This window comes from Methylomicrobium sp. Wu6 (assembly GCF_035916875.1).
GTDB lineage: Bacteria > Pseudomonadota > Gammaproteobacteria > Methylococcales > Methylomonadaceae > Methylomicrobium.
In genome coordinates this window covers 71,307-86,128 of the sequence record NZ_JAXUHN010000084.1, presented here as the reverse complement: position 1 = coordinate 86,128, position 14,822 = coordinate 71,307, and the positions used below count along the sequence as shown (strand labels likewise).

16 protein-coding genes are annotated in these 14,822 nt (G+C 51.7%); 12 read left to right on the top strand and 4 right to left on the bottom strand.

The features are described from left to right. Nucleotides 1-158: 158 nt before the first annotated feature. Nucleotides 159-1,973 (bottom strand): translational GTPase TypA, encoded by a 1,815-nt coding sequence (typA, locus tag U2W12_RS13200; RefSeq protein WP_326501153.1) that lies wholly within the window; start codon nt 1,971-1,973, stop codon nt 159-161. Between the two features lie 188 nt (nt 1,974-2,161). On the opposite strand from typA, the gene U2W12_RS13195 reads away from it, so the two are divergent. Continuing rightward, nucleotides 2,162-2,293: a hypothetical protein gene (locus U2W12_RS13195; RefSeq protein WP_326501152.1), complete on the top strand. Its 132-nt coding sequence runs from the start codon at nt 2,162-2,164 to the stop codon at nt 2,291-2,293. Here the strand turns inward: U2W12_RS13195 and U2W12_RS13190 are convergent. The 3 genes from U2W12_RS13190 to U2W12_RS13180 all read right to left on the bottom strand — a co-directional run bounded on the left by U2W12_RS13190 (nt 2,283) and on the right by U2W12_RS13180 (nt 4,041). Beyond that, a complete protein-coding gene (locus tag U2W12_RS13190) occupies nt 2,283-2,408 on the bottom strand; it encodes a hypothetical protein (RefSeq protein ID WP_326501151.1) in 126 nt (41 codons plus the stop codon). The two genes, U2W12_RS13195 and U2W12_RS13190, sit on opposite strands and share 11 nt — an antisense overlap. Before the next feature lie 103 nt (nt 2,409-2,511). After that, nucleotides 2,512-3,099 carry a hypothetical protein gene (locus tag U2W12_RS13185; RefSeq protein ID WP_326501150.1) on the bottom strand — a complete coding sequence of 196 codons (588 nt, stop codon included), beginning with the start codon at nt 3,097-3,099 and terminating at the stop codon, nt 2,512-2,514. Nucleotides 3,100-3,558: 459 nt separating this feature from the next. Next, complete coding sequence (locus tag U2W12_RS13180; RefSeq protein ID WP_326501149.1) at nt 3,559-4,041, bottom strand: flavin reductase family protein; 483 nt, start codon at nt 4,039-4,041, stop codon at nt 3,559-3,561. A gap of 381 nt (nt 4,042-4,422) precedes the next feature. On the opposite strand from U2W12_RS13180, the gene U2W12_RS13175 reads away from it, so the two are divergent. From U2W12_RS13175 to U2W12_RS13125, 11 genes are all read left to right on the top strand, one after another. Next, complete coding sequence (locus tag U2W12_RS13175; protein WP_326501148.1) at nt 4,423-5,778, top strand: Na(+)-translocating NADH-quinone reductase subunit A; 1,356 nt, start codon at nt 4,423-4,425, stop codon at nt 5,776-5,778. Continuing rightward, nucleotides 5,778-6,980: an NADH:ubiquinone reductase (Na(+)-transporting) subunit B gene (locus U2W12_RS13170; protein ID WP_326501147.1), complete on the top strand. Its 1,203-nt coding sequence runs from the start codon at nt 5,778-5,780 to the stop codon at nt 6,978-6,980. The genes U2W12_RS13175 and U2W12_RS13170 overlap by 1 nt, the downstream gene beginning before the upstream one ends. Continuing rightward, nucleotides 6,973-7,908: a Na(+)-translocating NADH-quinone reductase subunit C gene (locus U2W12_RS13165; RefSeq protein ID WP_326501146.1), complete on the top strand. Its 936-nt coding sequence runs from the start codon at nt 6,973-6,975 to the stop codon at nt 7,906-7,908. Before U2W12_RS13170 ends, U2W12_RS13165 begins: the two co-directional genes overlap by 8 nt. Further along, nucleotides 7,905-8,603: an NADH:ubiquinone reductase (Na(+)-transporting) subunit D gene (locus U2W12_RS13160; protein ID WP_326501145.1), complete on the top strand. Its 699-nt coding sequence runs from the start codon at nt 7,905-7,907 to the stop codon at nt 8,601-8,603. The genes U2W12_RS13165 and U2W12_RS13160 overlap by 4 nt, the downstream gene beginning before the upstream one ends. Beyond that, nucleotides 8,603-9,211, top strand: a complete 609-nt coding sequence (nqrE, locus tag U2W12_RS13155) for an NADH:ubiquinone reductase (Na(+)-transporting) subunit E (protein ID WP_326501144.1) — start codon at nt 8,603-8,605, stop codon at nt 9,209-9,211. The genes U2W12_RS13160 and nqrE overlap by 1 nt, the downstream gene beginning before the upstream one ends. Before the next feature lie 10 nt (nt 9,212-9,221). After that, the gene (gene nqrF, locus U2W12_RS13150) at nt 9,222-10,442 is read left to right on the top strand and encodes an NADH:ubiquinone reductase (Na(+)-transporting) subunit F (protein ID WP_326501143.1); all 1,221 of its coding nucleotides are present in this window, start codon (nt 9,222-9,224) and stop codon (nt 10,440-10,442) included. 280 nt (nt 10,443-10,722) lie between these two features. Next, on the top strand, nt 10,723-10,818 hold the full coding sequence (locus U2W12_RS19620) for a DUF2845 domain-containing protein (RefSeq protein ID WP_348529891.1): 96 nt from the start codon (nt 10,723-10,725) through the stop codon (nt 10,816-10,818). Nucleotides 10,819-11,075: 257 nt separating this feature from the next. Then, nucleotides 11,076-11,261 (top strand): (Na+)-NQR maturation NqrM, encoded by a 186-nt coding sequence (gene nqrM, locus U2W12_RS13140; protein WP_326501141.1) that lies wholly within the window; start codon nt 11,076-11,078, stop codon nt 11,259-11,261. A 75-nt stretch (nt 11,262-11,336) separates the two neighbouring features. Then, on the top strand, nt 11,337-11,729 hold the full coding sequence (locus U2W12_RS13135) for a CBS domain-containing protein (RefSeq protein WP_326501140.1): 393 nt from the start codon (nt 11,337-11,339) through the stop codon (nt 11,727-11,729). Nucleotides 11,730-11,746: 17 nt separating this feature from the next. Beyond that, nucleotides 11,747-13,219 carry an exodeoxyribonuclease I gene (gene sbcB, locus U2W12_RS13130; protein WP_326501139.1) on the top strand — a complete coding sequence of 491 codons (1,473 nt, stop codon included), beginning with the start codon at nt 11,747-11,749 and terminating at the stop codon, nt 13,217-13,219. Between the two features lie 319 nt (nt 13,220-13,538). After that, the gene (locus tag U2W12_RS13125; protein WP_326501138.1) at nt 13,539-14,822 is read left to right on the top strand and encodes an MBOAT family O-acyltransferase; all 1,284 of its coding nucleotides are present in this window, start codon (nt 13,539-13,541) and stop codon (nt 14,820-14,822) included.

The following is a 14,822-nucleotide window of genomic DNA, read 5'->3' as shown; positions in this document are numbered from 1 at the left end:
TTTGCCGGGCGGGTTTTGTAAACGCGTCCTCAAGTTATATCGAAGCCGTGAAGTTGGCTTGAAACGCTTAGGACGGGGTTGAAAACCCCGTCCTGCAGAAGACAAACGGTATTCCCATTTGTGCTCTCTGGGTACGCCTGAGCGTGGGAAGGATGCATTTACCCTTTCGCAGCCCGTTTCCGTTCGTGTTCCAGCAACAGCTTTTTACGCAGCCGGATTGATTTCGGGGTGACTTCGACCAGTTCGTCCTCGTCGATAAACTCCAGCGCCTGCTCCAGCGACATTTTCTGGATCGGCGTCAGAATCAGGTTTTCATCGGTTCCGGCGGCGCGGATGTTGGTCAACTGTTTTGCCTTGGTCGGGTTCACGGTCAGATCGTTCGCGCGGGAGTGGATGCCGACCAGCATGCCTTCGTAGACCTCATCGGCATGCACCAGGAACAGTTCGCCGCGCTCCTGCAGCGCGAACAGGGCATAGGCCAGAGCCTTGCCTTGCGCCATCGACACCAGCACGCCGCGTTTGCGGGTGCCCAGTTCGCCTTTTTTCATCGGGCCGTAATGGTCGAAGACGTGATAAAACAGGCCGGAACCGGAGGTTGAAGTCATGAATTCGGTCTGAAAACCGATCAGTCCGCGCGACGGCACCATGTATTCCAGGCGCACCCGGCCTTTGCCGTCCGGTACCATATTCAACAAGTCGCCCTTGCGTTCGCCGAGCTTTTCCATGATCGAACCTTGGTGAATTTCCTCGACTTCGATCGTGACCATCTCGAACGGCTCGTGCTTTTCGCCGTCGACTTCCTTCAGAATCACTTCCGGACGCGAGACGCCGAGTTCGAAGCCTTCCCGTCGCATGTTTTCGATCAGGACCGACAAATGCAGTTCGCCGCGACCCGAGACCTTGAATTTATCAGGGTCGCCGGTTTCGTCCACTTTCAACGCGACATTGTGCTGCAACTCCTTTTCCAGGCGGTCGCGGATCTGCCGGGAAGTCAAAAACTTGCCTTCCTTGCCCGCAAACGGCGAATTGTTGACCTGAAAGGTCATCGTTACGGTCGGTTCGTCAACAGTCAGCGGCGTCATCGCCTCGACTGCATCGGGATGGCAAAGGGTATCCGAAATTTCGAGCTTTTCGATGCCGGTAAACGCAATGATGTCGCCTGCGTTCGCTTCCGGCACTTCGACGCGTTCCAGGCCGTGAAAACCGAAGACCTGCAGGATGCGGCCCTTGCGTTCAACGCCTTCGCGGTTGACAATCGTCAACTGCATGTTGGTTTTGACCGTGCCGCGCTGAATCCGGCCGATGCCGATCACGCCGACATAGGTATTGTAGTCGAGGCTCGATACCTGCATCTGGAACGGGCCGTCCAGATCGACCGCTGGCGGGCTGACTTTTTCGACGATCGTTTCAAACAAAGGTGTCATGTCGCCGCCGCTGACCGTTACGTCCAAACCGGCATAGCCGTTCAGGGCCGAGGCGTAAACGATTGGAAAATCGAGCTGTTCGTCGGTCGCGCCGAGGCGGTCGAACAAGTCAAACGTTTGATCGACGACCCAATCCGGACGTGCGCCGGGACGGTCGATCTTGTTGATCACTACGATCGGCTTCAGGCCCAACGCAAAGGCTTTCTGGGTCACGAAGCGCGTTTGCGGCATCGGTCCGTCGACCGCGTCGACCAACAGCAAGACCGAATCGACCATCGACAGCACCCGTTCGACCTCGCCGCCGAAATCGGCGTGGCCCGGGGTGTCGACGATGTTAATATGATAACCGTTCCAGTCCAGTGCGGTGTTCTTTGCCAGAATCGTGATGCCGCGTTCTTTTTCCAGATCGTTCGAGTCCATGACTCGTTCGGTGACTTTCGTATGCGCGGCAAACGTGCCGGATTGTTGCAGGAGTTTATCGACCAGCGTGGTTTTGCCGTGGTCAACGTGCGCGATGATCGCGACGTTTCTTAACTTATTGATATCCATTGAGTAAATTTGAATGGGTTAGCGAATGATTGGAATGCGGCAGATCCCGTGTCCGCATTTCAAAAGAGATCTCTTGTTTAAATGACTTATTTAAGGGGGGGAATTATACACAAAAGATAAGTCGGCGTTTTTATCATTCAACGATTTACTGAAAAAACCAGTGCTTCGGTTGCGCTGAGCGAGCCGTCATGACTGAAGCCATCATCGAAATTCAAGGCAACAGAATCGCCCACAATAAAACCTACTCCCGGACTATTTCGGGCGGGGATGGTTGGGGTGGATCCGATGCGCGTGTTTTATTTGCCAGAGTCAAACATTAAAACCGATCGCTTCGAAGGCGACTGCAATCCGCCAGTCGCCATTATAGCGTTCCGTGCGGATCACGGCACCTCCGCATTGAAGGCCGGTTTCACTGTCCGCATGCCGCTCGAGCATTGAGAATCAAATTTCGCTTCCGCGGGGAGAAGAGAGCTCCATTTCAATACAGTCGCCGGAAGTTTCGACATCGTTAACCTGTCTTACTCCTCAAGTAATAAATTTATTCCAAATCCTTGAAATCCCTTCTGACCAACTCGATTTGCGCCCGGTAGTTTTCGCCGTCTCCGTAATTGAAGAATTTCTGATACCGGCTGTGCAGGGTGCCGATGCGCCGGGCATGCTTGATCGGGCACCAGTATTGCTCGGTGCGCGCGGCAATTTCCTGGATGTAGGCAATTAGTCCGTTAAAGTAACTGCAATAGGCGCAGTTGAGTTTTTCAATCAGGTTCAGATAATTCAAATACTGCGTGTCGAAGACAATATAGTGTTCTCGCTTGGCCTTCGGGATGCCGTAAATCGGAAAGCAGATGGCTTGATAGAGAGTTACGACCATATCCATCAGCAGCGCGGGTAACAGGCATGACCAGATAATCGGCGCGCTGAGGATATTTAGCCATGGAGAATCTTGCAGAAATTTGACGAGTTCTTTGGTCAGCCGTTTATGTCGTTGGATGATGGATTCTTCGAAATGGATGCGGCGTTGCTGGATTTCGTAGGAGAATTCCTCCTGCTGTTTTTGCAGTTCCTCGAGCAGTTCGTTTTCGAGGTCTTTGATTTTATTGATCAGAAGATCAAGTTGGTCGGTCATGAAAAACTCCTTATAGCGTAAGGAATGCGTGGGAAAAAGACGATCAACCCGGTAGCTGATTTTTTTCGAGCTTCAAATGTTTAGCTTGAACCGAGTCATGTTGGTATGAAATGAGGCGGCACGCAACGGCTGCCGGAGTTCATGGCGGAACCGACTCCGATAGAACTTGATTGTGGAAGGATTATGGCAGAGCCTTCGCTACCAATATGTCGCCCGGAACGCCGGGCTGTGTATGAAGCTTATGCCAATCGCACTGATAGTCAGCAACTGTTCTCTGGAGCCGGAATCATTGCCGTGAATGGCGGCGTCGAACGTCCCTGTGTTTCCGGCGTGGTGTGATTCGACCACTTGGCGGGCGGCGCTTCGGAAGGCTTCACGAAAGCCATGCTAACGATGACGGGCCGAGAAATTTGCGCGTGTTTGGATTTGAAGAAATGGCACTTTTTTGCGAACGAGGCATCATTCAGCAAGTTTTCGATACTGGCCACGGAAGTATAACAGGGGGGCACCGGTTCGGCAGACCGCTTTTTCGACTTCGCCGATAATGATCCAGTGCGTGCCTGCATGCACCTTTTCGACGACCCGGCAATCAAGCGACATAATGCTGTCATTCAGTAGCGGAACGCCTTGGATGCCGGGGGTCCAGTCAGTTTTTTCGAAGCGTTCCAGTTGGCTCAGACCGCCGGCAAAGTGATTCGAAACGTCCTGCTGCTGATCGCTCAACACATTCACCGAAAAGCGCTCGCTTCCCTTGATGCCTTCGCCGGTGTCGGCCGATTCATTGATACAGACCAAAACTTGCGGAGGAGTCATCGAGACGCTCGAAAATGCCGTCACGGTCATGCCTTGATTGCCGAACTTTTCGGAATGGGTCGCGACGACGGCGACACCGCTCGCCCACAGTTGCAACGCTTGTTTGAATTCATCGCCGGTGACGGCCATTTGGTTCTCCGTATTGATACGTAGGGCGCTGCATCTTCCAGCCGAATGAAGGCGCAACATTGAAGCTTCTTCTGCCTATGTTACAACAACAATGCAGGCTTGTTAACTGAATACGTTCGGGTCGATAGATTGGGGCGGCATTTGAATTGCAGCGACAGGCTTGTTGATTTAAAACGCCAGTCTTTACGAATCAATGCGTTAACCGGTTTTTTTGCAAATAAACCCACTCAAATCAAGGGTTTCTTGGTGTTTCCCGGGTTGAGAAAAATATGGTTTTATGATGTAATGAAGTGATTTTTACCAAAGTGTCTCTTGTATTTGATTGAGGTCGGAATGAGAGGACGATTTCGCGGCTGCTTGCTTGGAGAGTAGGTTTCAACTATGCAATTTACAATAAAGAAAGGTTTGGATTTGCCGATTACCGGCGGCCCCAAACAGGCGATTGAGAAGGGTAACGCGGTCAAAACCGTTGCCGTTCTGGGTACCGACTATATCGGAATGAAACCGACCATGTTGGTCAACGAAGGCGATACCGTCAAACTCGGACAGATTATCTTTACCGATAAGAAGAATCCGGGCGTCAACTTTACCGCGCCGGGCGCAGGCAAGATCAAGGCGATCAACCGCGGAGACAGGCGTGCGTTGCAGTCTGTCGTGATCGAGTTGGCTGGTGATGAACAGGTCGCATTCGCCCAGCATAAGGAAGCCGATCTGGCGGGCCTGACCGAAGAGCAGGTCAAACAAAACTTGTTGCAGTCCGGTTTGTGGACTTCGCTGCGCACCCGTCCTTATGGCAAGATTCCGTCCGTCGACCAGAAACCGCGTTCGGTTTTTGTAACTGCGATCGATACCAGTCCGCTAGCGGCCGATCCTGCCATCATCATCAAGGCGCGCAGCAATGATTTTGTGAACGGTCTGGCAGTGATTGCCCGGTTGACGGACGGCAAAGTCTATGTGTGCAAGGCGGCAGGTGCGGACATTGCGGTCGGCGATACGCCTTCGGTCCAGGTTGCCGAGTTTTCCGGCCCGCATCCAGCGGGTCTTCCAAGCACGCATATCCATTTCATCGACCCGGTCAATGCGGACAAGGTCGTCTGGCATCTGGATTACCAGGCGGTGATTTCGATCGGCGCATTATTCACGACCGGTAAATTGAATGTCGAAAAGGTCATTTCGTTGGCCGGTCCTACTGTCAAGAATCCACGACTGATCCGTACCCGTGTCGGCGCAAGCACCGACGATCTGGTCAAGGGTGAACTCGACGATGTCGAAAACCGGATCGTTTCCGGTTCAGTGCTGTTCGGCCATCAGGCGTCCGATTGGGCTGCCTACCTGGGCTGCTACCACAATCAGATTTCCGTGTTGCAGGAAGGTCGCGCCCGCGAACTGTTCGGCTGGATCGTGCCCGGCAAGGACAAATATTCGGCGCTGGATGTGTATATCAATAGCCGTCAAGATCGGAAATCGGGCCGTCTGTTTCCGTTCACGACCAATAGAAACGGCAGTGACCGCGCGATCGTGCCGGTCGGCGTTTACGAGACCGTAATGCCATTGGATATTCTGGCGACCCCGCTGCTGAAGTCCCTGATCGTCGGCGACAGCGATAATGCCCAGTTGCTCGGTTGTCTGGAGCTCGATGAAGAAGACCTGGCGCTGATGACCTTTGTCGATCCCGGCAAGCATGATTTCGGCCCGGTACTGAGAGCGAATTTAACTAAAATTGAGAAGGAAGGATAATGTCGGCGAGAGATTATTTAGACAAGTTAGAGCCGCATTTTGCCAAAGGCGGCAGGTTTGAAAAGTATTACGGCCTCTACGAGATGGTCGATACTTTCATCTATACACCGCCTACGGTAACACGCGGTACAACCCACGTTCGCGATGGCAACGACTTGAAACGTACGATGACCTTCGTGGTTATCGCGACCGCTTTCTGTATCCTGATGGCGTTGTACAACACCGGCTATCAGGCAAACCACGCCATCCAGGCCTTGGGCCGTGACGGTACTGACGGCTGGCGCGGCGTGATCATGGGCCTGTTCGGCTACAACACGATGAATCCGCTGTCCAACTTGGTTCACGGCGCGCTGTATTTCTTCCCGATCTATATCGTGACCCTGGCGGTCGGCGGCGTCTGGGAAGTCCTGTTCGCGACCGTGCGCGGCCATGAAGTCAACGAAGGCTTCCTGGTTTCCTCGATGCTATATACCCTGATCATGCCGCCCGACATGCCGTTGTGGCAAGTCGCGCTCGGCATTTCGTTCGGTATCGTGATCGGCAAGGAAGTCTTCGGCGGTACCGGTAAAAACTTCCTGAACCCGGCATTGACCGGCCGTGCGTTCCTGTATTTCGCGTATCCGGCTTCGATCTCCGGCGACTCGGTCTGGGTCGCGGTCGACGGTTATACCGCGGCGACTCCGCTGGGTCTGGCAGCGAACGGCGGCCTCGATGCGGTGCATGCGGCAGGTTATTCCTGGATGCAATCCTTCTTCGGCTTCGAGCCGGGCTGCCTCGGCGAAACATCGACCCTGGCGATCCTGATCGGCGCGGCATTCCTGCTTTATACCCGCGTAGCGTCGTACCGTATCATGGCCGGCGTATTCCTGGGCATGGTCGCAACTTCGGTCTTGTGCAACGTGATCGGCAGCGACACGAACCCGATGTTCGCTTTCCCTTGGTACTGGCATTTGACCGCGGGCGGCTTCGCTTTCGGAATGGTCTATATGGCGACCGATCCGGTTTCGGCCGCGATGACCGATGCCGGACGCTGGATTTTCGGCGCCCTGGTCGGCATCATGACCGTCTTGATACGGGTAGTCAATCCGGCCTTCCCGGAAGGCATCATGCTGGCGATTCTGTTCTCGAACATGTTTGCGCCGACGATCGACTATTTCGTAATTCAGGCCAATATCAGAAGAAGGATCAAACGCCATGCCTAATCAACAAAAGCCATGCAAACATCTGGAAAAGGTTTGCAACAAGCTGAACGAATACGAGCAGTACCGTAAATTTATCATCTACAAAGACAAAGTCCTGGCGATGGGTAACGATAGTCTCGAAAAGACTGTCGCGATCGCGCTGTCATTGTGCTTCATCTGCGCGATCCTGGTGTCATTCTCGGCCGTCGCGTTGAAACCGTTACAGATCTATAACAAAGATCTGGACATGAAGAAAAACATCCTCGACGTCGCCGGCTTGCTGGAAGAAGGCATGGATATCGACAAGGCGTTCGCGGACAAGATCGAGGCGAAAGTCGTCGATTTGGAAACCGGCGATTATATCGAAAACATCGACGCGAATGCTTATGACCAACGCAAGGCGGCGAAAGACCCTGCGCAAAGCGTCGCGATCCCTAAGGATAAAGATATTGCGCATATCCGCGTGAAGGCGAAACTGGCCAAAGTCTTCCTGGTCAAGGAAGGCGGCGCGCTGAAATCAGTCATTTTGCCGGTCAGCGGCTACGGTCTGTGGTCAACCCTGTACGGCTTTTTGTCGCTCGATCCGGACGGCCAAACGGTACAAAGCATCAACTTTTATGACCAAGCGGAAACTCCGGGCCTCGGCGGTGAAGTCGTGAACCCTAACTGGCGCGCGCTGTGGAAAGGCAAGAAAGTCTATGCAGTGACCGATCAGCCTTCTCAGGAAAAAGGTCTGATCGCCGAAGCCGATGTGGGTGAACCTGCGCTGAGCCTGATCAAAGGCACCGTCGATACCAGCAAACCGGGTTCCGAATATCAGGTTGATGGTCTGGCGGGCGCGACGCTGACCAGTACCGGTGTGACCAATCTGATCAGATACTGGATGAGCACCGAAGGCTTTTCGAAGTATCTGAGCAAAGTTAGAGCGAATCAAGGGGCTAAATCATGAGTGCAATATTAGATAAAGCGGGACTCAATAATCCCGAAACCCAAAAGGTTTTGACCACGCCGCTGGTCGAAAACAATCCGATCACCTTGCAGGTGCTCGGGATTTGTTCGGCGCTGGCGGTCACCTCGAAAATGTCGACCTCGCTGATCATGGCGCTGGCGTTGACCCTGGTTACCGCGTTTTCGAGCGCGGCGATCAGTGCGATCCGCAACCATATCCCGAGCAGCATCCGGATCATCGTGCAGATGACGATCATTGCATCGCTCGTTATCGTGGTCGACCAGTTGTTGAAAGCGTTTGCGTTTGATGTCAGCAAACAGTTGTCGGTTTTCGTCGGTCTGATCATCACGAACTGTATCGTGATGGGCCGCGCCGAAGGCTATGCGATGAAGAATCCGCCGCTCGAAAGTTTCTGGGACGGTATCGGCAACGGTTTGGGCTACAGCCTGATCCTGGTCACCGTCGCGTTCTTCCGGGAAATTCTGGGTTCCGGCAAACTGCTCGGCATCGAAATCCTGAAGCTGACCAAAGACGGCGGCTGGTACGATCCGAACGGTCTGATGTTGTTGCCGCCGAGTGCGTTTTTCATCATCGGCCTGATCATCTGGGGTGTGCGTCAATGGAAGCCGAACCAGCGTGAAACGGTTGATTTCAAAATCATGTCGATTGCTCACGGTGAGGGAGGGCACCACTAATGGAAGCGTATATCAGTTTATTCATCAAATCGGTTTTCATTGAAAACCTGGCGCTGTCCTTCTTCTTGGGCATGTGCACCTTCATCGCGGTGTCGAAGAAAATTTCGACCGCGATGGGTCTTGGCATCGCGGTGATGATCGTGCAGGCGATTACCGTGCCGGCCAACAACCTGGTTTATCATGCGGTATTGAAGGAAAATGCGCTGGCCGCGATCGGCATCGAAGGTGTCGATCTGAGCTTTTTGGCATTGTTGAGCTGTATCGGCATGATTGCTGCATTGGTACAGATTCTCGAAATGATTCTGGATAAGTTTTTCCCGGCCCTCTACCATGCGTTGGGTGTGTTTTTGCCGTTGATCACGGTCAACTGCGCGATTCTGGGCGGCAGTTTGTTCATGATCGAACGCGACTATAACTTCGGCGAAAGCGTGACCTACGGGGTCGGCAGCGGCCTCGGTTGGGCGCTGGCGATCACGGTCATGGCTGGCGTGCGCGAAAAACTCAAATACAGTGATATTCCCGTCGGTCTGCAAGGCCTCGGCATCACTTTCATTACTGCGGGTCTGATGTCTCTCGGCTTCATGGCTTTCTCCGGAATCCAACTGTAAGGGTAATCTAATGCTGGATATTTTATTAGGGATATTCATCTTTACGGCGCTGGTGATTGCGCTCGTATTCGTGATTATCGGCGCGAAGAAAAAGCTCGTGGCCGAGGGCGACGTCGAGATCCTGATCAATGACGAAAAGAAAATTCATGTGCCGGTCGGTGCAAAATTACTGACCGCGCTGGCCGACAACGGCTTGTTCGTATCCTCGGCCTGCGGCGGCGGCGGCACCTGCGGTCAGTGTAAGGTCAAGGTCAAATCCGGCGGCGGTGAAATCCTGCCGACCGAATTGACCCACATCACCAAGCGCGAAGCGGCCTGCGGCGAACGTCTTTCCTGCCAGGTCAGCGTCAAGCACGACATGGACATCGAAGTCGAGGATTCGGTCTTTGGCGTCAAGAAGTGGGAATGCACGGTCAAGTCGAACAACAACGTCGCGACCTTCATCAAGGAACTGGTGCTCGAATTGCCCCCTGGCGAGGCCATCAACTATCGCGCCGGCGGTTATATCCAGATCGAGTGTCCGCCGCATGTGGTCAACTATAAAGACTACAAGATCGAAGAGCGCTTCCACGAAGATTGGGACAAATACAATCTATGGCGCTATGTTTCCGATGTAAAGGAACCGGTTTTGCGCGCGTATTCGATGGCGAGTTATCCGGAAGAAAAGGAAATCATGCTGAACGTGCGTATTGCTACACCTCCGCCAAGAGCGGATGAAAGCGTACCGCCGGGCAAGATGTCTTCTTATATCTTCAGTCTGAAACCGGGTGACAAATGCATCATTTCGGGTCCTTACGGCGAATTCTTCGCGAAAGAGACCGACGCCGAAATGGTCTTCGTTGGCGGCGGCGCGGGTATGGCACCGATGCGTTCGCATATTTTCGACCAATTGCGCCGGATTAAATCCAAGCGCAAGATGACCTTCTGGTATGGCGCGCGCAGCAAGCGCGAAATGTTCTATGTCGAGGATTTCGACATGCTGGCGAAGGAAAATCCGAACTTCACCTGGCACGTCGCCTTGTCCGATCCGCTGCCGGAAGACAACTGGACCGGCTATACCGGCTTCATTCATAACGTGTTGTATGAAAACTATCTGAAAAATCATCCGGCACCGGAAGACTGCGAGTTTTACATGTGCGGTCCGCCGATGATGAACTCCGCGGTGATCAAGATGTTGCTCGACAACGGCGTTGAGCCAGAGAATATCATGCTTGACGACTTCGGCGGCTAAAAGCCACCTGCCGGCCCTCTTTCGTAAAGTTATTTTTGCGAAGGAGGGCTTTGCCGTTTTTACTGTCTTTCCGAACGGTTGGGCTTTATTGATTAACGCCAACCGCTCCTCGGTAACCCTCATTTGGGAGTTGTAGCCGTTATGTTCATGGCTCGTTGGCTCTTCCTTCAAAACAATCCTGTCCTGAAAATAGAAGGTTTTTGACTTTAGAAACCTGATTTTGCTGGTTCTTTTGTTGCACGCAGGCGCTGCGTTCAGCATCTTCAGGGTGCGTTGCGGTATGCGTCATCTCCACCGCACACTCGTCATTCAACAGTACGAAGAAATCCAGGTCGAAGAGTGGATTTATAATTTCGGCAGAAACCGGATCAAATAATTGCTCCTTTTTGAAAAGGGTCTGTTGATTGAAATGAAGGATTTTAAATAGAGTCGTTAAAAATGACGCGCCATCCTCGGCTAATAAGGCATGAAAAAATTGGCGGCAGACTAAACTTTTAGTTGTGTGGCCGGTCATTTGTTTGAACGCCTCATTTTATTGGCGGTAAATTTCAGTAAGCGGTATCATTTATTCATCAGACTTGATTTTGATCTTCTCCTGAAGTCTGGATTCATTGATTTTTTAGAGAGTTTTGTATGACTTATTTTATAGTGACATTTGCGATCATGCTTGCGGTGGTCATTTTGATGGCGGTCGGTGTGATGTTCGGTCGCCGTGCGATCAAGGGCTCTTGCGGCGGATTGAATTCGGGTTCGTGCGTTTGTGTCGAAAAATGCGATAAAAGAAAAAAATTCGAAGCCGAGCAGGCGTCGATCCAATAGCCTTGGCCGCGGTTTAAAGCCGGGAATGCTGGTCATAGGCCGATTAATAAAAATTCTAAAAGCAAGGAGTTTGTTATGCTGACCAAAATAGCAATAGCCGACTACATGACCAAACACTTGGTCAAGTTGACACAGGATCTCAGCGTTATCGACGCTATAAAGATCATGCTCGAACACAAGATCACCTCTGCGCCAGTCGTCGATGACCAAGGTCATTTGCTCGGCATGTTTTCCGAAATGGATGGCATGAAGGTTTTCCTCGATAGCGTTTATAATCAGGGAATGAGCGGGAAGGTCGGAGATTACATGACCAAAAATCCAATCACTGTGCAAGCCAATTCCAGCATCGTTGATCTGGCTGAAAAATTCCAGAATTTGCCGGTCAGAAGTTTTCCTGTTTTCGAAGGCCACCAGATGGTCGGCATCATCAGCCGGGTCGATTTGTTAAGAGCGTTCGCTACTGCTTAATAACTGATTCATAGGTAGTGACGGAGTCTTCATTCTATTGGCACGACTACGAGACGTTCGGTACGGACCCGCGCCGGGATCGCCCCGTGCAGTTCGCGGGCGTCCGTACCGACGCGCGGTTCAGTTCAATTGACGATCCGTTGGTCGTCTATCTCAAGCCTGCGGACGATAGCTTGCCGCATCCCGATGCTTGCCTGATTACCGGCATCACTCCGCAGCGAGCCGAACAAAAAGGCATTTGCGAAGCCGAGTTCATTCGCCGGATTCACCAAGAAATAGCGCGGCCTAATACCTGTACGCTCGGCTACAACAGCCTGCGTTTCGACGACGAAGTCACGCGCAATTGCCTTTATCGTAATCTTTACGATCCTTATGCACGAGAATGGCAACACGGCAATAGCCGATGGGATTTGATCGACGTGGTCAGGGTGGCGCGCGCGCTGCGCCCTGATGGGATTTTCTGGCCGGTCAATGATGACGGAACGCCGACGATCCGACTCGATCGATTGACCGTGGCTAATGGACTCGTGCATGAGGCCGCGCATGATGCTTTGTCCGATGTGCACGCGACGATCGCGCTCGCGCAATTGATCCAGCGGGCACAGCCGAAGCTCTACCAATTTCTGGTTCAGCACCGTGTCAAAACCGAAGCGCTGAAACTGCTCCAAATCGGCAGTTTTGAACCAGTGGTGCATGTTTCGGGAAAATACCCATCAAGTCGGCATTGCTTGGCGATCGTGCTGCCTGTTTCCTGGCATCCGACCAACAACAACGGCGTGATTGTCTATGATTTGTCAGTCGATCCCGGGCCCATGCTCGAACTGTCAGCCGAGGAAATCCGCCAACGCATTTTTACCGCGACCGAGGATTTGCCCGAAGGCGCCACAAGAATTCCGCTTAAAACCGTTCATCTGAATAAATGCCCGGTACTGGCGCCGATTTCGGTGATTCGTTCACAAGACGCCGAACGTTTGGCGATCGACATGTCTTCTTGCAACGCAAATATCGCCAAAATCAAAGCGGCTAAAGGTCTCGCAGAGAAAATTGCGCAAGTATTCAACGCGCCTCTTGGCTTCGAAACCGAATCGGACCCAGATCTTATGATATATCAAGGCGGATTTTTTTCGGATGAAGACAAGCGCAAAATGACCCGCATCCGTTCGATGACCCCAGAACAACTGGCGGTATCGACGTTGACCTTTTCCGATCCTCGCCTGCCGGAAATGTTGTTCCGTTACCGCGCGAGAAATTACCCGGAGTCGTTGAATTCCGAAGAGCGGGAGCGTTGGCGACAGTTCTGTATCGATAGGCTGAGTGGACGCAAGCCCGGCGCCGGTATTACGTTTGATCAATATTTTGCCCGTCTCAAGGAATTAAACAAAGAGGCGAATGCCGAGCCCGCCATTTTGTCGGCATTAAAAGCCTATGCGCTTGAAAAGATAAGGTGTTTAGGTATCGAAAGCGCTAAGGCCATTTCCCTGACCACCTAACGGGTTTAGTCTGTCCTGATTTTTCTTGAAGAGGCCTCTCAGATTGCTTTTCAATTCCTTTACCTTTATTTTTGCCTTTCTGCCGATTACATTGATTTTGTTTTTTGTGATCGCAAGACGCAGCCATTATTTAGCCGCAACCTGGCTAACCCTGGCGTCTTTAACTTTTTATGGTTGGTGGAATCCGAATTATCTTTTGCTATTGCTGCTTTCGATCGGATTTAATTTTCAAGTAGGCAAAAGCATTGCTCTCATCAGACACAAATCCGCCTCATGGGCCAAAACTATTTTTATATTCGGAATCGCGGCTAATCTCTGTTTGCTGGGGTACTATAAATATCTGGGTTTTTTAGTTGGCAATCTAAATTATTTCATCGAGAAACCTATTCCGATACCCGAGATTGTACTGCCTCTCGGAATTTCGTTTTTCACCTTCACTCAACTGGCTTTTCTAGCCGATGCTTATCAAGGTCTCGCGAAAGAATTTCGTCCGTTGCATTATGCGTTGTTTGTAACCTATTTTCCGCACTTAATCGCAGGGCCGGTGCTGCATCATCATGAAATGATGTCCCAATTTGCCAAGCCGGCCATTTACAGGATCAATTGGGAAAATTTGGCGGTTGGTTTGTCGATTTTTTTTATCGGCTTATTCAAAAAGCTGCTACTTGCGGATAAGATCGCGAGTTTTGCGCGGCCGGTATTTGATGCTGCGGCGGAGGGTAAGCCCTTGGCTTTGCTCGACGCCTGGGGAGGAGCATTATCTTACACATTTCAGCTTTATTTCGATTTTTCCGCTTATTCAGATATGGCGATCGGCATTTCGCTATTATTCGGTATCAGGCTGCCCCTGAATTTTAATTCGCCGTACAAAGCGGCCAGCATTATTGAATTCTGGCGACGCTGGCATATGACCTTATCCCGATTCCTGCGTGATTATCTGTATATTCCGCTCGGAGGAAACCGACGTGGTCCGTTCAAACGTTATCAAAATCTGCTGATTACGATGGTGCTCGGCGGGGCCTGGCATGGAGCAAATTGGACGTTCATTCTTTGGGGCGGCCTGCATGGGCTCTTTTTGGTGATCAATCATCAGTGGCAAGAAAGTATATTGCGTCAATGGGTGATGACCTGCATTCCCTCAGTCATCTACGACAAATTCTCATTGTTATTGACCTTTATCGCTGTCGTCGTGGCCTGGGTGTTTTTTCGCGCCGAAAATATCAATGCGGCATTACTCTTATTGGAAGGCATGGTTGGGCAGTATGGCGTTGTGCTTCCGCTCAAATGGCTTCACGGTTTCGGTAAGCTTGGAGAAAGCTTGACTCTGTATGGCATCGAGTTTCATGATACCGATACATTCAATGCAGGCAAAGAGCCGATCAGAATTCTAATTTGTTTATTGATCGTCTGGTTAATGCCTAATACTCAGCAAATAATGGAGCGCTATAAACCCGCCTTGGGTATGCTCGAACAAAGTGAAAGCCGTGAAACCTGGTGGCAATGGCGTCCCACCTGTGTTTGGTTAGGCCTTATCGTGATTATCGCAACGCTCGCTATTCTGTCGCTGAATGAAATCAGCGAATTCATCTATTTCCAGTTCTGA

What these genes read in the sequence shown, in the direction of transcription:
- typA (WP_326501153.1), bottom strand. Translation starts at nt 1,973, where the DNA reads ATGGATATCAATAAGTTAAGAAACGTCGCGATCATCGCGCACGTTGAC.
- U2W12_RS13195 (WP_326501152.1), top strand. Translation starts at nt 2,162, where the DNA reads ATGACTGAAGCCATCATCGAAATTCAAGGCAACAGAATCGCCCACAAT.
- U2W12_RS13190 (WP_326501151.1), bottom strand. Translation starts at nt 2,408, where the DNA reads ATGCTCGAGCGGCATGCGGACAGTGAAACCGGCCTTCAATGCGGAGGT.
- U2W12_RS13185 (WP_326501150.1), bottom strand. Translation starts at nt 3,099, where the DNA reads ATGACCGACCAACTTGATCTTCTGATCAATAAAATCAAAGACCTCGAA.
- U2W12_RS13180 (WP_326501149.1), bottom strand. Translation starts at nt 4,041, where the DNA reads ATGGCCGTCACCGGCGATGAATTCAAACAAGCGTTGCAACTGTGGGCG.
- U2W12_RS13175 (WP_326501148.1), top strand. Translation starts at nt 4,423, where the DNA reads ATGCAATTTACAATAAAGAAAGGTTTGGATTTGCCGATTACCGGCGGC.
- U2W12_RS13170 (WP_326501147.1), top strand. Translation starts at nt 5,778, where the DNA reads ATGTCGGCGAGAGATTATTTAGACAAGTTAGAGCCGCATTTTGCCAAA.
- U2W12_RS13165 (WP_326501146.1), top strand. Translation starts at nt 6,973, where the DNA reads ATGCCTAATCAACAAAAGCCATGCAAACATCTGGAAAAGGTTTGCAAC.
- U2W12_RS13160 (WP_326501145.1), top strand. Translation starts at nt 7,905, where the DNA reads ATGAGTGCAATATTAGATAAAGCGGGACTCAATAATCCCGAAACCCAA.
- nqrE (WP_326501144.1), top strand. Translation starts at nt 8,603, where the DNA reads ATGGAAGCGTATATCAGTTTATTCATCAAATCGGTTTTCATTGAAAAC.
- nqrF (WP_326501143.1), top strand. Translation starts at nt 9,222, where the DNA reads ATGCTGGATATTTTATTAGGGATATTCATCTTTACGGCGCTGGTGATT.
- U2W12_RS19620 (WP_348529891.1), top strand. Translation starts at nt 10,723, where the DNA reads ATGCGTCATCTCCACCGCACACTCGTCATTCAACAGTACGAAGAAATC.
- nqrM (WP_326501141.1), top strand. Translation starts at nt 11,076, where the DNA reads ATGACTTATTTTATAGTGACATTTGCGATCATGCTTGCGGTGGTCATT.
- U2W12_RS13135 (WP_326501140.1), top strand. Translation starts at nt 11,337, where the DNA reads ATGCTGACCAAAATAGCAATAGCCGACTACATGACCAAACACTTGGTC.